Below are 13,589 nucleotides of genomic sequence, written 5' to 3' on the forward strand. Positions count from 1 at the left end.
TCCACAATGCGGACGGGACGTCGCGCCTGACCGCATTGTGGAGCCATGACGCGCTCAGCTGCGGCCGTAGGCGGCCAGCAGGTCCGGGCTGCGCAGGCACTGCGCGGCGCCTTCGGCGACGCAGGTCAGCGGGTTGGCCGCGAGCGTGATCGGGAACCCGAAGGCCTGTTCGAGGTTCTCGCTGAAGCCGCGGGTCAGCGCCGCCCCGCCGAAGAGGAGAATCCCGTCCGCCAGCACGTCGGCGGTGGCCTGCGCCGGCAGGTCGTCCAGGCAGGCCGCGAGGGTCTGGATGATGGTGTCCGTGAGCGGCCGGATGACGTCCGTGATCTCCGCGACCGGAAGAGTGAGCACGCGTGGCCGGCCCGATCCGGCGTCGCGGCCCTGGACCACCAGGCTGGGTCCGGTTTCCACGCCTGCCCGGATCTTGATCTCCTCGGCCGTCTGCTCCGCCACGATGAGCTCGTGCTCTTCGCGCAGATGCCGGTAAACCGCAAGGGTCATCTCGTCACCGGCGACCCGGCAGGAGCGGGAGGTGAGCACGCCGCCATAGCAGAACGCGGTCACCTCGGCCGTGCCGCCGCCGACGTCGATGACCATGTGCACCCGGCGCTCCAGGGGATCGATCCCGCAGCCGACCGCCCCCGCGATCGGTTCGTCGAGCGCTGTCGCCCGGCTGATCCCGGCCTCGTCGGCGGCCTCGAGGAGGGCGCGCTGTTCCAGGTCGGTCGCGCCCCCGGGCACGCCGATGACCACCCGGGAGCGGCTGCGCTGCCAGGGATGCTGGGCGATCCGCCGGACGACCGCGCGCAGATAGGCCCGCGCCGTCTCCAGATCGGTGATCACCCCGTCCTGTAGTGGCCGGATCGCGGTCATCCCCGCCGGTGTCCGACCGACCAGCTCCGAGGCGTGCTGCCCGAGTGTCACCACCCGGCCCCGTCGGGCCCCGTTGCGGCGCATCAGCAGGACCGATGGTTCGTCGAACACGACGCCTTGACCCGTGTCACAGACAACCGTGTTCGCGGTGCCGAGATCGATGCCGAGTTCGACCACTGCCCCTCCCCCCGCGGCCGCTACCGGCCATGGGCTCAGTGTGGTCCGGTGAACACGGCCGGTCCACCGCTGACCGGCGATTCGCCCGGTGCGGAGTCAGCCGCTGCCGGTTCCGGCCGATTGCCCGGCCCCGTGCGCGAATGACGACGCCTCCGCCCCGCGCTGGGGCGACCGCTGGGCACCGAGCCTGCCCAGCGCCCGGCGCAGGTCGTCGAGCAGCAGACCGGCGAGGTCGTGGGAGAAGCCGTTGCGCACGACGATCCGCAGCGCCGCGATGTCCTCGCGGTCGGCCGGGAACACATAGGCCGGTACCAGCCAGCCGGCCTCGCGCAACGCCGCCGAGACGTCGAACGCCGAGAACGGCGCGTCCGCATCGACGGTGAACGCGAACACCGGAAGCTGCGAGCCGTCGGTGAGCAGCCGGAACGGACCCAGCTCGGCGATCCCGGCGGCGAGCGACGTCGCGACGTCGCGGCAGGTCTGCTGCACCCGCCGGTAGCCGTCCACGCCGAGGCGCAGGAAGTTGAAGTACTGCGCGATCACCTGACCGCCGGGCCGGGAGAAGTTCAGGGCGAAGGTGGGCATCTCGCCGCCGAGATAGTTGACGGTGAAGACGAGTTCCGCGGGCAGCGCGTCGTGGTCGCGCCAGACGGCCCAGCCGACGCCCGGATGGACCAGCCCGTACTTGTGCCCGGAGGTGTTGATCGACGACACCCGCGGCAGCCGGAAGTCCCATTCCAGCCCCGGATCGCAGAACGGCGCGATCATCGCCCCGGACGCGCCGTCCACATGCACCGGGATGTCGAGACCGGTGCGCCCGGCAAGGTCGTCGAGCGCGGCACAGATCTCGGCGACGGGTTCGTAGCTGCCGTCGAAGGTCGACCCGAGGACCGTGACGACGCCGATCGTGTTCTCGTCGCACCGCTCGACGGCCTCGGCCGCGCCCAGCCGCAGCCGGTCGCCCTCCATCGGCACCAGCCGGGCCTCGACGTCGAAGTAGTTCGCGAACTTCTCCCAGCAGATCTGCACGTTGATGCCCATGACGATGTTGGGCCGATCGGTGGGCTTCCCGGCGGCCCTGCGCGCGAGCTGCCAGCGCCGTTTCATCGCCAACCCGCCGAGCATGCAGGCCTCGCTCGACCCGGTCGTGGAGCAGCCGATGGCCGCGGCCGGGTCCGGGGCGTTCCACAGGTCGGCGAGCATCCGCACGCAGCGGGCCTCGAGGTCGGCGGTCCGCGGGTACTCGTCCTTGTCGATCACGTTCTTGTCGAACGACTCGGACATCAGCCGCTCGAGGTTCGGCTCGGCCCACGTGGTGACGAAGGTGGCGAGGTTGAGCCGGGCGTTCCCGTCGAGCATCAGCTCGTCGTGCACGATCTGGTAGGCGATCTCGGGGTCGAGCCCCTCGGCGGACAGGGCGAAGCGCGGCACGTCGAGCGGCTCACGGGCGAAGATCGGGTTGACCGCGACGTCGCGGTGGTGGCCTCCGGTTTCGGACGGCGGGTGCGCGATCGGCATGCGATCACGCTAGCCCGGGCCGTCCCGATGAGCCGGGATCACGGAGCGAGCTCACCGGAACCGGCCGGCCTTCCGCGACGGTGCGCAGGAACGTCAAGACCCGCACGGTGGCGTCCCGCTGGGCGGCGTCGACCCCCTCGCGGGTCCCGCCCAGCGCGATGCCGCCGGTCCACTGCGCGTCGGTGGGAAGCGTGCCCAGCCGGATCAGGTGCCCTGCGCCGGGATAGTTGACGTGTGCGTCTGCGAACGCGTCGCCGCGCTGGGCGCGCAGCGCCGCCGCCATGGCCGCCGAGGGCCAGACCTGGTCGTCCTCGCCGGTCAGGCACAGCAGCGGGCAGTGGGCACGGTCGGCGGGGATCGCGGCCGCTCCCGGGCCGGCGCGCAGCCCGGCGGCGTAGGCGGGACGCAGCCGCAGCAGACTGGGCCGGTGCGCCGCGATGTCGCGGCCGACCCTCCAGGCGTTGCGGACCAGCTGGGGCATCACCGCGCCCGTGGGCAGCGCCAGCCAGGGCAGCGGTCGCCCGCCCCGGGTCCATGAGGCGGTGTCCGGAACCTCGCCGTCCGAACCGACGGCCTGCCAGGTCACGCTGCTCGGGCTGATCAGCACCAGGCCGGCGGGAGCCGGCTGCGATCCGGTGCACACGGCGGCGAGCAGCCCCTCCGCCCCACGGGACCCCCCATCGCGGCCACCGGTCCGGACACCTCGTCCCGGGTCGCCAGCCAGCGCAGCGCGGTGTCGAATCGCTCCAGCGGCACCTCGGCGATGGCCTCCGCGGCCTGTGTCTCGTCCACCCACGAGACCGCGAGCGCGGCGAACCCGTGCGAGGCGAGCAGCGCGGCGTGCCCGACCTGCGAGTCGTGGCCGCCCTCCGACCCGCCGAAGCAGACCACCCCCGGACGGCCCGTTGCGGGCGGTGGACCCTCGGGAACCGCGAGCACGCCGGGCCGCCCGCCGACGTCGACCGGTGCGAGCCGGACGTCGGCCTCAGCCGCCACGCGGATCACCGTGCGGCGCGCGACCGCCGCCCCGACCGCAGCCGAGACGGTGACCGGCCACGCGGGCGCGGGCGGGACGAACAGCTCCGGGACGGCGTCCCGGGCGGCGAAGCGCATGGCCCACAGCGGCGCGTCGGGTGCCGCGGTCGCCCAGTCCCCGGAGTCCGGGACGAGCACGGCCGGTTCGACGAGGCCGGAGGGTGGCGCGGTGAAGCGGGCGACCGACCGCCACGCCCGGCCGAACAGGTCCACACCGGACGCGGCGAGCTCGACCGCCGCACCGGCGGATGCGCGCACCACCACCGCGAACGGCTCGTCGTGGCGGCTGCGCACCGGCACGTCCAGCTCGATTCCGGCGGCGGTGAGATCCGTGGGAGGCGTGGGCGGGACGGCGATCGCCGGGGCCGCGGCGGTCCGCCCGTCGACCAGCGCCGTGCGCGTTTCGAACCACGACGGGAACACCCCGGAGACCAGGCCGCCGAGCCCGGCGAGCGCGAACGGCAGCACCCAGTAGCACACGACCGACAGCGCGTCGCCGGCATCGCGCAGGGTCGCCGCGCCGTCGACCAGAGGCGGCACCAGCGCCGACGCCGTCATCCCGGCGAAGACCCCCCCACAGCCAGGTCATCGCGGTCGTGATGACCCGGAACCCGTCCGTCCGGGCGGTGCGCGCGTCCACCGAGGACGCGGCGTACTCGCGCACGGACGGCCGTCCGGTCAGGACGCCGACCAGCGCGACGATGAGCAGGCCAGCGTTGCCCAGCGGTTGCAGCCAGCGACCGAGCACGGCGTCAGGCACGACGAACGCGGCGACGAGCAGGACCGCGAACACCCAGACGGTGCCGATCTCCAGGGTTCGCAGCGGGGCACCCCGCCACCGCGCGAGCAGCTGCGTTCCCGCGGCGACGGCGAACGCCAGGCCCACCGCCGCCGGAAACGGTGCGTTGCCGACCAAGGCCCAGTACACGACCCACGGCAGGAACCCCAGGACGAACGCCATGTGGGCCCCCTCCCGGCCGCCATCCCGAATGTCAGCGTGCGCCTGGCCGGGGAGCTCCGGTAGGTCCATCCGGCGCAAGCCGGCACTGCGGCTGCACGTTTCACCCCTGGTCAGAGCCCCTGTGAGTGCGTAACAGTGTTAGAATACTGTTACGCACTCACAGGGGCCGGGAGGGTCACAGGCAACGCGTCGTAGCCGCGCAGCACCCGGGTGGGCCTGCGGTGCCCGGGGCCGGCCGGGGCGAGACCGGGGAAGCGGTCGAACAGCGCCCGCAGAGCCACCTCGCCCTCCATCCGGGCCAGCGCGGCGCCGAGGCAGTAGTGGACGCCGCTGGAGAACGCGACATGCCGCCCCGCCTCGGGCCGGGTGACGTCGAAACGGGCCGGATCCGGGAAGACCGCGGGGTCGCGGTTGGCGCCACCGATCAGCAGCGCGATCGGTGTCCCGGCCGGCACCGCCTGCCCCGCCACCTCGGTGTCGCGGCAGGCGATCCGCCCGGTGCGCTGCACCGGAGACTCGATCCGCAGCATCTCGTCGATGGCATTGCCCCAGCGCTCGGGCTCGGCCTGCAGGACGGCGAGCTGGTCCGGATGCGCCATGAGCAGCGCGGCGCCGCTGCCGATGAGGTTGACGGTGGTCTCGAAACCGGCGGCGAGCAGCAGCATCGCGATGCTGCTCAGCTCGTCCTCGGCGAGCGTGTCGTCCTCGTCGTACGCGGTGACCAGGGCGCTGAGGATGGTGTCGCCGGGGGTGCGGCGGATCGTCTCGAAATGCCCGAGCATCCAGGAGTGCAGCGCGTCGATGTCCCGCTCCGAGCGCCGGAAGTCACGGAAGGAAAGGCCGATGTCCAGCGAGAGCGCCCCGCTGGCGCCCCATTCGAGAAACTGCCGTCGCATCGCCACCGGTACCCCGAGCATCTCGGCGATCACCGTGGCGGGCAGCAGGGCGGCGTAGTCCTCGATCAGATCGCCCCGGCCGTCGCCGGCCGCCCGTGTGGCCAGCGCATCGAGCAGGTCGGCCGCGATCTGCTCGGCGCGGGTGCGCAGCGCCGCGATCGCCCGAGCCGTGAACGCACGGGTCACGAGCTTGCGGTAGCGGGTGTGGTCGGGCGGGTCGACGGCGAGCATCGACGGCGGCTCCACCGGCCCGAGCGACCACCGCCCACCGGCCTTGACCGCGAGCTGGAGCAGCGCGGGCAGGTTGTCCGGAATCCGCATGCCGACGCCGAAGTCGGTGCTGCGCAGCACGGCCGTCACGACGTCGTGATGGGCGGAGATGCGCCCGAACCCGGTGTCGACGAGCCTGCCGCGCGTGCGCAGCTCGTCGTAGTGGGCGAACGGCTCGGCAACGACCGCCGGATCGACCATCAGCCGGGCGCCCAGATCGCCCGCCGCGGCCCGCTTGCCGATCGCGCGGCGGATCATCCCGTGCCGCAGCCCCCACCGGACGGCGCGCCGCACACCCCGCGAACCGGCCATGATCGCCCCCTTCGCTCGCCGCTGCGTGTCCGAACTTACTGGCGGTAAGTTGTCCGTGCCAGGAGCACTCTCAGCGGTCCCTCAGCCCGTCGGGCCTACCCCGATGGGCACGGGGCGAGCGCCCCCCGGTACGACTGGCTGGTGCCGTCCTCGCGCCTGCTCGCCGTCAGCGACCTGCACGTGCGCTATCCGGAGAACCGCGCGATCGCTGCGGAGCTGCGGCCGACCAGCGAGGGTGACTGGCTGATCATCGCGGGCGATGTCGGCGAGCGCGTCGACGACGTCATCGACACCCTCGCCCAGCTGCGGCAACGATTTGCGCAGGTCATCTGGGTGCCGGGCAACCACGAGCTGTGGACGCGGCGGAAGGATCCGGTGCAGCTGCGCGGCGAGCACCGCTATCGGCATCTCGTGGCGCGGTGCCGAGCCCTGGGGGTGCTGACGCCCGAGGATCCGTTCCCGGTGTGGACCGGTGTGGGCGGCCCGGTCACCGTCGCGCCGCTGTTCCTGCTCTACGACTACTCGTTCTGGCCCGATGGCGCCGGGACCCGGGAGGAGGCGATCGCTGCCGCCTACCGGGCCGGCGTCGTGTGCACCGACGAGCACCTGCTCCACCCCGACCCGTACCCGAGCCGGGACGCGTGGTGCGACGCACGGATCACGTTCGGGGAGAAGCGGCTGGCCGAGGTGGATCCGGCGACGCCCACGGTGCTGGTCAACCACTGGCCGCTGACCAGGGCGCCGACCAGGGCGCTGCGCCGTCCGGAGTTCGCACTCTGGTGCGGGACGCAGCGCACGGCCGACTGGCACATCCGGTTCCGGGCCGTCGCGGTGGTCTACGGCCACCTGCACATTCCGCGGGTGACGTGGGAGGACGACGTCCGCTTCGTCGAGGCGTCGCTCGGCTATCCGCTGGAGCGACGGCGTCGCGAGGCGCGCGGGATCCCCGCGGCTCCCCTTCCACGTCACGTCCTCCCGTGAGTGCGTAACAGTGTTCTAACACTGTTACGCACTCACGGGAGGGGTTGACGAGCCCCAACTCGTCGGCTGTGAGCCACGCGATAGATTCCCTCCGTTCACCGAGCGATCAAGTCGTGTGACCGAGCGTCGCCGCTGCACGGCGCCGCCGGTATTCCAGAGCAGGCGGGAGTGGTCGTGGGCAGACGCATCGACCGGGTCCGCACCGCCCTGCGCTGGGCGCAGGATCTGCCGGCCCGGATGGATGCGCTCGACCGGCGGCTCGGCGGTATCGACGCCGAGCCGCGCGTCGCGCGCGACGTCCTGCGACTGATCAAGGCGATCGAACCCGACGTGGTCTACCGGCAGTCCCAGTGGGACGCCGATGTGCCCGACGAGCTGAGCACGGAACGGCTCGGCTTCGTCCGCACGTGCCTGATCCCGTACGAGACGATGAACCTCGTCGTCAACGTCGCGGGTGAGCGGACGGCGAACACCGCCGTCGACAGCGATTTCCACCGCGCGGCGTGGATGGTGTTCTGCACCAACAAAATGATGCTGGAGACCGCGATCCGGGACGGGTGCGCAACGGTGCCCAGTTCCGCGTCGCCGGCCATCCCAAGGCCGACCACCTGCGGACGGTGAGACCGGTCTGGCCGCTCGGCCCCGGGCGGCCGGAGAAGACTGCCCGGCCGGGGCGCGTGGTGTGCTCGGCGCACCACACGATCGCGACGGGGTGGACCGACTTCGGTGCCTTCCACCTGATGCGCGCGGAGATGCTCGCCTGGGCCCGGCAGTGTCCCGACGTGCAGTTCGTCTTCATGCCGCATCCGGCGCTGCTGCCCTTCCCCGATTCGGACGCCTCGCCGATCAGCCGGGCCGACTTCGACGGATGGATGCGGGACTGGACGGCGCTGCCCAACACCGCGGTGCTGTCCGAGGAGGGCTACGGCCCGATCCTCGCCGCGTCGGACCTTATGGTGACCGCCGGTCTGTCGATGCTGGTGGAGTATCAGCTCCTCACCAAGCTGGTGATCTTCTTCGAGCGGGACGGTCACCGGCCGTTCAACGCCATCGGTGAGCAGGTCGTTCGCGGCGTACACAGCGTGCGTACGGTCGACGACGCGCGCAGGCTGGCCGAGAAGCTCCTTGCCGGCGGTCCGGACCCGCTGGCGGACCGGCAGCGCGACAACGTGCGCCGGCTGTTCGGTACTGCCGACAGCACTGAACGGATCCTCCGGGTGCTGCGCCGGGGGATCGCGAGCGAGGGCGGGGAGCCCGACGCGCCCGGGCGGGCCGACCCTCCGCACGGTCCACACCGCCTGGATCGGCGGCTCGCCATGTAGCGCTGGTCAGCGGTCCGCTCCGCGCCGGTCATCAACTGCGAAGCCGGCCTGACGCCAACAGCCTGCGCAGGTAGGTGACCGAGTCCCCGAGGTGCTTGCCTGCGGTCTTCAGGAGTGGATCTGCATCCATGCCGGGGGTGCCACCAGTGCCCAGGCCGGACTCAGCTTGCTGTGCAACCGGATCACGATCACTAGTTCCGTGGCGGGGTCATCCAGGGTCAGCTGGCCGTGATCCAACCGGGCCGGGGTGCTCCCGTCGGGTAGGGCCTCGATCTCGCTGCTCTGTCCGGTGCCGGCGCGTGTCACTCGGCGGGGGGTTTGGTGCTGCTCAGACCGGGTCGGCTGGGTCGTGACCGGCCTGGAGTAGGCACCGGAGTTCGGTCCGTGGTGTCCCCGAGGGATGCGAGGAGGTCACGGAGTGCGTCGGCGAGCGTCTCGCGTTGGGCGGGGGTGAGTGCGGCGAGGAGGCGGTGCTCGGTGTCGACGTGGTCGGGCAGTGCCCGGTCGATCAGCTTCCGGCCGTCCTCGGTGAGCGTGACGTGCACGCCGCGGCCGTCGGCGTCACTGGGGGTGCGGGTGACCAGTCCCCGCGCCTGGATGCGGTCGAGTCGCTGGGTGATCGCTCCGGAGGTGACCATCGCCGAGCGCATCAGCTCGGTGGGGCTCAGGCGGTAGGGCGGGCCGCTGCGCCGCAGGGTGGCGAGCACGTCGAACGATGCGGCGTCGAGGTCGTGCGTGCTGAAGGTGCGTCGCAGTTCGGCGCCGACGAGCAGCGACGCGCGGGTCAGGCGTCCGAGAACGGCCATCGGCGAGACGTCGAGGTCAGGGCGTTCGGCGGCCCACTGCTCGAGGATGCGGTCGACGTGGTCGGGCATGACAGAAGGCTAGCGGGTTGCTTAGAGCTGAGGTATGTGGGTTGAGCGCTCAGCACCCGTTGCGTCGTTCCAGCTGCCCCCGTGAACCGGACGGGGACGGCGGGCGGGCCCCGAGCTGTTGTGAATGTTGCCCGTAGGCCGCTGGAGACGACGAAGGCCCCCTGTTTGTGCTGGTCAGGGGCCTTGTCGGGTGGTGGGCGATACTGGGATTGAACCAGTGACCTCTTCCGTGTCAAGGAAGCGCTCTCCCACTGAGCTAATCGCCCGAGGCGGAGGCGGGAATCGAACCCGCGTACAGGGCTTTGCAGGCCCTTGCCTAAGCCACTCGGCCACTCCGCCTGATCCTCCGGACTACAGCTCCGCAGGCTCAAAGCCTGGAGGTCCGGCGCAGACCCGAGGTTCCTCCGAGCGGACGACGGGATTCGAACCCGCGACCCTCACCTTGGCAAGGTGATGCGCTACCAGCTGCGCTACGTCCGCATGTGCACCGGTTGGTGCGATGGGAGAACATTAGCGCAGGCCCTCGGGGGGTTCAAAACCGGCCCCTCCACACGCCCGCGGAGGTCCTCCGACCTGCGGACCTCAGTCGCGGGCCCGGTCATTGGCGAGCAGGTTGGACAGCGCCGCGTCGAAGTCGAGCCAGGAGTACTCGCTCCCGGCCGGGACCACCTCGAAGGTCCGGTCCAGGAACTCGGCAAGCCTGGCGGCACACGTCGTGAAGACGGCGTGACCCGACGGCGAGGTCAGCTCGAGCTCGATACGACCCAGATCGTGGGGTACCGGCTGCACCTTCACGTCACCGGCTCCGGCCGGGGCGACCAGGCCGTCGGCCAGCAGATCGCGGGCGAACACCCAGTTCACGGACGACTCCCCGCCGGTCCGGAACGACGCCTGCACCGCATAGGGGTCTCGGCTGGAGTACGCCAGCTCGACCTCGACGGGCACGACCGGCGCATCGGGGGCGATCAGCTCGAAGATCACTGATGAGCAGATGGTCAGGTACTCGTCGCGCATCCTGCATCCTCTTCCGTGGTGCCGCGTGGTCTGTCATGCAGAAAACGAGCGGGGCGCGAAGACGTGACGGTCGGGTACGCGTAGTCCGTCCCAAACTATTCTCGATTCACCGGGACGAGTCGGTCACGCCCGGTCAGGGCCTTGCGTCGCCGGGTGTGAGCTGCCTTCCAGCGCTAGCCTGATCCGGGAGTTGCGTGGGCAGCGAAGGCCGGACGTGCAGGAGGCCGGGTTCGGCCCGCCGCTGCGGGAAGTGACGACCGGTGTCGACGGAGGGGTGTCGTGACCGAACCGCCGTCCGGGACCTGCTCGCTCACCGAGCAGTCCATCGGCTGGGCGTTGCATGCGCTGGAGCCGGACGAGGAGTTGGAGGTGCAGCGGCACCTGCCCACCTGCCGGGCGTGCCGGGAGGCCGTCCGCGATGCCGAGGAGGTGCTGTCGGACCTTGCCGTATGTGCCGAGCCGGCCGACCCACCCGGGCGGCCGCGCGACGATCTGCGCACCGCCGCCGCGCAGACCTCCCAGGCGGCCGGCCGGGACGCGGAGCCGGCCGAGCAGGAGGGGACGTTCGACGGTGCCCGGAACCCTCGGCCCACGGGGACGGTGCGGCCCCCCCGGCCGGAACGGGGCCGGCTGAACACGCCGCGCGGCCGGCAGCTGGTCATCGCGTCGGTCGTGCTGGTCGTCGTGCTGGGCATCGGCGGGCTCGTGGCTTGGACCGCGCAGTCGCAGGCCGAGCGCGGCGCGCAGTCCGGGCAGGCGCAGAGCCTCATCGACATGGTCGCGCAGTTCGACGGTCCGGGCAGCAAGCACGCCATTCTCACCGCGGCGGAGGGCACGTCGCCGGTGGCGGCGGTGCTCGTGCACGATGGCCAGATCCAGGTTCTCACCGTCGGTCTGCCGCCCAACACCACCGATCGCGAGACCTATGTTCTGTGGGGGATCCCCGGTGCGGGCGCGCCGAAGGCCATCGGAACGTTTGATGTGGTGGACGCTGAGACCCGGCCGCGCCCCGTAGGATCGGTCTCCGTGGCTGACGCGTTCACGACCTACGCGATCTCGATGGAACCAGGTCGTACCGCTCCGGCCGCACCGTCGACGATGGTCGCGAGCGGGCAGGTGGAGACCTGAGCGAGACCGACAAGCAGGAACAGACCCGGCTGGCCAGACTGCGCGCCCGGATCGCACACCGGCCGGCGCTGCGGCACACCTACCGAATCGGCGTGGGCGTTCTCGGCGGGCTCGTGCTGGCGGGCGGCCTCGTCGCGATCCCGTACCCGGGCCCGGGCTGGCTCATCGTGTTCCTCGGCCTGGCCATCCTCGCCAGCGAGTTCGCGTGGGCCCGGCGGCTGCTGCGCTTCGCCCGCGGCAAGTACGACGCCTGGACCGACTGGCTCGCCCGGCAGCACCTGGGCGTCCGGCTGTCAGTCCTGAGCGCCACCTGCCTCGTCGTCCTCGGCACGCTCTACCTGCTCAACGTGTTCAACACGGTCGCCAGCTGGACGGGGCTCGTGCAGTGGACCTGGTTGCAGAGTCCGCTGTTCTAGTGTTGTAGGGTTTACGACGGCACGGGCGATTAGCTCAGGGGGAGAGCGCTTCGTTCACACCGAAGAGGTCACTGGTTCGATCCCAGTATCGCCCACGCAGGTCAGAGGCCCCATCCGAGACGATCGGACGGGGCCTCTGGCGTCCGTACAGCCACGAAGTACCGCTACGCGCCATCGAGGTGTATTCAGCGGCGCTGGGTGCCGGTCGCGCTCACCTGATCGAGTCATCCATCGTGCACAGTCGGCACATCGGGGCGACCGTCATCGATATGGGGTACTCGAGGGGGCGCCGATCGGCGGGACTGTGGTCATCGGCACTGCCCTGGTATCCGTGCTTGTCGCCTGCGGCCCGGACTCGGCTCCGATGCCCGCGCCGCCGGTCACGACCGCGCCGGGGCCGGCCCCCGCTGAAGCAGCGCCGACGACGACCATGCCGGCCGCTCCTACCCGGGTCACCCCGGCGCGCCGGGCGCCGGCCCCGACGAGCCGGAAGCTGTGGCCTGTGACCAGGGGTGAGAAGCAGTACCAGCAGGGCATTACGGAGGGCTGCGAGCGGTTCGCCCGGGGCGGCGCTGCGTCGAGCCGGGATCGACCCGAACAGCTGACCCGACCGACCGGGGAGATCAGGCAGGCGGCGCGATCGGGAACCTCGGTGATCTTGCTCTGATTCCGGCGTCGCCGGCGCCAAGCCGTCGAGCAGAACCCGCACGTCGCGCCGGGCCGGGTCGCGGTGCAGATCATCTCCAGTATCGCAGGGAAGATCTCGTCCCGTTGCGGAGCAACCGCACCGCGTTGCCCTCGGTGAACGGGACGCCGAGCAGTGCCTCCAGCGGCCGGCGCAGGGCGGTACTCATGCGTTCCGCTCGGTCATGGCTGCGACCGCCGGTCCGCGCTCACGGTGGGCCTCGGGGGAAGTGCCGGGAGTAGGCGTGCCGCAGCCGCGCCAGGTCCTCGGGAAGCAGGTCCGACCGTGCGGCCCCGTCCACCACCAGCCGGGCCTGCTCGGCGATCGCGTCGAGGGTGGCCGGGTCGAGCGGGTGCGGGTCCAGGGCGCGGCGCACCTCGTGCAGGCACTCCAGGAGGTAGACACACACATCGGGCAGTGCGGCGGTGGCCTGGCGCACCTCCGCGAAGGTCAGCGCGACGAGCCCGGGCGGTGTCGGCGTGTGCGGCAGCAGCACCCGGCCGTGCCCGTCTCGGTGCACCCGCTGTTGGGGCGCCGCGACCAGTCGCCGCAACTGAGCGCCCGCGTGGCGATGCCGGCGACCGAGATCGTGGCGGTGGCGATGGTGCTGAGCACCGAACGCGCGCTCGCCACCGTCGACATGAGCACCAGGGGCAGGCCCACCCCGGTGCCGAGGACGCGGTCGATCGCGATCATCAGCTCGGCCAGGCCGACGCCGAGGAGCGGGCCCGCGGCTTCCGTCGCCGGGTCGGTGTACCCGGCTCCGCCGCGAATGTGCGGGCCCGCTCCTCGGCGACGTCACGGACGAGCATCGCGTTGTCACACGGGGGCGCTCTGCACGATCGCGCTGTGGAACAAGCCACGCGCCGCGAGCTGGGCGCAGACGCCGTACCCACTTGCCGACTCGCCCCAGAGCGTGACGCTGCCCGGGTCGCCGCCGAACGCCGTGATGTTGTCCCGCACCAGCGCAGAGCGGCCTGCTGGTCGGCGAGGCCGAGGTCGCCGGTGGTCGGGTCGGTGAGAGCGGGATGGGCGAGCCAGCCGAGCGCCCCGAACCGGTAGTTGAGTGTCACGACCGCGATCTGGCCGCCGGCGCTCATCGGGTCGGCGTCGCAGACGGCGCCCT

At 71.7% G+C, this 13,589-nt stretch carries 14 protein-coding genes, 4 tRNA genes and 1 pseudogene; 6 read left to right on the plus strand and 13 right to left on the minus strand.

Annotated elements, in window-relative coordinates; translation table 11 throughout:
* Positions 1-54 precede the first annotated feature (54 nt).
* The 5 genes from mreB to G567_RS0101410 all read right to left on the minus strand — a co-directional run bounded on the left by mreB (position 55) and on the right by G567_RS0101410 (position 6,042).
* Positions 55-1,050 (minus strand): rod shape-determining protein, encoded by a 996-nt coding sequence (gene mreB, locus G567_RS0101395; RefSeq protein ID WP_028928555.1) that lies wholly within the window; start codon positions 1,048-1,050, stop codon positions 55-57.
* Between the two features lie 96 nt (positions 1,051-1,146).
* Complete coding sequence (gad, locus tag G567_RS0101400) at positions 1,147-2,568, minus strand: glutamate decarboxylase (protein WP_028928556.1); 1,422 nt, start codon at positions 2,566-2,568, stop codon at positions 1,147-1,149.
* Positions 2,569-2,572: 4 nt separating this feature from the next.
* A complete protein-coding gene (locus G567_RS35295) occupies positions 2,573-3,211 on the minus strand; it encodes an acyl-CoA thioester hydrolase/BAAT C-terminal domain-containing protein (protein ID WP_245585491.1) in 639 nt (212 codons plus the stop codon).
* Positions 3,169-4,161: an acyl-CoA thioesterase/BAAT N-terminal domain-containing protein gene (locus tag G567_RS35300; protein ID WP_211223812.1), complete on the minus strand. Its 993-nt coding sequence runs from the start codon at positions 4,159-4,161 to the stop codon at positions 3,169-3,171. The genes G567_RS35295 and G567_RS35300 overlap by 43 nt, the downstream gene beginning before the upstream one ends.
* 552 nt (positions 4,162-4,713) lie before the next feature.
* The gene (locus tag G567_RS0101410) at positions 4,714-6,042 is read right to left on the minus strand and encodes a cytochrome P450 (protein ID WP_051232031.1); all 1,329 of its coding nucleotides are present in this window, start codon (positions 6,040-6,042) and stop codon (positions 4,714-4,716) included.
* A 141-nt stretch (positions 6,043-6,183) separates the two neighbouring features.
* On the opposite strand from G567_RS0101410, the gene G567_RS0101415 reads away from it, so the two are divergent.
* From G567_RS0101415 to G567_RS0101425, 3 genes are all read left to right on the plus strand, one after another.
* Positions 6,184-7,023, plus strand: coding sequence for a metallophosphoesterase family protein (locus G567_RS0101415; protein ID WP_028928558.1), 840 nt, complete (start codon positions 6,184-6,186; stop codon positions 7,021-7,023).
* 174 nt (positions 7,024-7,197) lie between these two features.
* On the plus strand, positions 7,198-7,644 hold the full coding sequence (locus G567_RS0101420) for a hypothetical protein (protein ID WP_028928559.1): 447 nt from the start codon (positions 7,198-7,200) through the stop codon (positions 7,642-7,644).
* The gene (locus G567_RS0101425; protein WP_028928560.1) at positions 7,581-8,345 is read left to right on the plus strand and encodes a hypothetical protein; all 765 of its coding nucleotides are present in this window, start codon (positions 7,581-7,583) and stop codon (positions 8,343-8,345) included. The genes G567_RS0101420 and G567_RS0101425 overlap by 64 nt, the downstream gene beginning before the upstream one ends.
* A gap of 108 nt (positions 8,346-8,453) precedes the next feature.
* On the opposite strand, the gene G567_RS0101430 is transcribed toward G567_RS0101425, so the two are convergent.
* The 6 genes from G567_RS0101430 to G567_RS0101455 all read right to left on the minus strand — a co-directional run bounded on the left by G567_RS0101430 (position 8,454) and on the right by G567_RS0101455 (position 10,234).
* Positions 8,454-8,651: a hypothetical protein gene (locus tag G567_RS0101430; RefSeq protein ID WP_028928561.1), complete on the minus strand. Its 198-nt coding sequence runs from the start codon at positions 8,649-8,651 to the stop codon at positions 8,454-8,456.
* On the minus strand, positions 8,648-9,220 hold the full coding sequence (locus tag G567_RS26160; protein ID WP_084795663.1) for a MarR family winged helix-turn-helix transcriptional regulator: 573 nt from the start codon (positions 9,218-9,220) through the stop codon (positions 8,648-8,650). Before G567_RS26160 ends, G567_RS0101430 begins: the two co-directional genes overlap by 4 nt.
* Before the next feature lie 191 nt (positions 9,221-9,411).
* Positions 9,412-9,486 (minus strand) — tRNA-Val (locus G567_RS0101440).
* A gap of 1 nt (position 9,487) precedes the next feature.
* A tRNA-Cys gene (locus tag G567_RS0101445) sits at positions 9,488-9,559 on the minus strand.
* A 68-nt stretch (positions 9,560-9,627) separates the two neighbouring features.
* A tRNA-Gly gene (locus G567_RS0101450) sits at positions 9,628-9,700 on the minus strand.
* 102 nt (positions 9,701-9,802) lie between these two features.
* A complete protein-coding gene (locus tag G567_RS0101455) occupies positions 9,803-10,234 on the minus strand; it encodes an SsgA family sporulation/cell division regulator (RefSeq protein ID WP_028928562.1) in 432 nt (143 codons plus the stop codon).
* Positions 10,235-10,513: 279 nt separating this feature from the next.
* Here G567_RS0101455 and G567_RS0101460 point away from each other — a divergent pair, with 279 nt between their 5' ends.
* The 3 genes from G567_RS0101460 (at position 10,514) to G567_RS0101470 (ending at position 11,873) form a co-directional block, all read left to right on the plus strand.
* Positions 10,514-11,362, plus strand: a complete 849-nt coding sequence (locus G567_RS0101460) for an anti-sigma factor (RefSeq protein ID WP_028928563.1) — start codon at positions 10,514-10,516, stop codon at positions 11,360-11,362.
* A 38-nt stretch (positions 11,363-11,400) separates the two neighbouring features.
* Entirely contained in the window at positions 11,401-11,778 is a 378-nt protein-coding gene (locus tag G567_RS0101465; RefSeq protein ID WP_261763853.1) for a TIGR02611 family protein, read from the plus strand.
* Positions 11,779-11,801: 23 nt separating this feature from the next.
* Positions 11,802-11,873: transfer RNA gene (locus tag G567_RS0101470), tRNA-Val, on the plus strand.
* A gap of 798 nt (positions 11,874-12,671) precedes the next feature.
* Here the strand turns inward: G567_RS0101470 and G567_RS0101480 are convergent.
* Positions 12,672-13,016 (minus strand): DUF2254 domain-containing protein, encoded by a 345-nt coding sequence (locus G567_RS0101480; protein ID WP_147201112.1) that lies wholly within the window; start codon positions 13,014-13,016, stop codon positions 12,672-12,674.
* Positions 13,017-13,282: 266 nt separating this feature from the next.
* Positions 13,283-13,563 (minus strand): annotated as a pseudogene (locus tag G567_RS36780) (carboxylesterase family protein).
* Positions 13,564-13,589: the final 26 nt, after the last annotated feature.

Origin of the sequence: Pseudonocardia asaccharolytica DSM 44247 = NBRC 16224 (genome assembly GCF_000423625.1) — a bacterium.
Lineage (GTDB): Bacteria > Actinomycetota > Actinomycetes > Mycobacteriales > Pseudonocardiaceae > Pseudonocardia > Pseudonocardia asaccharolytica.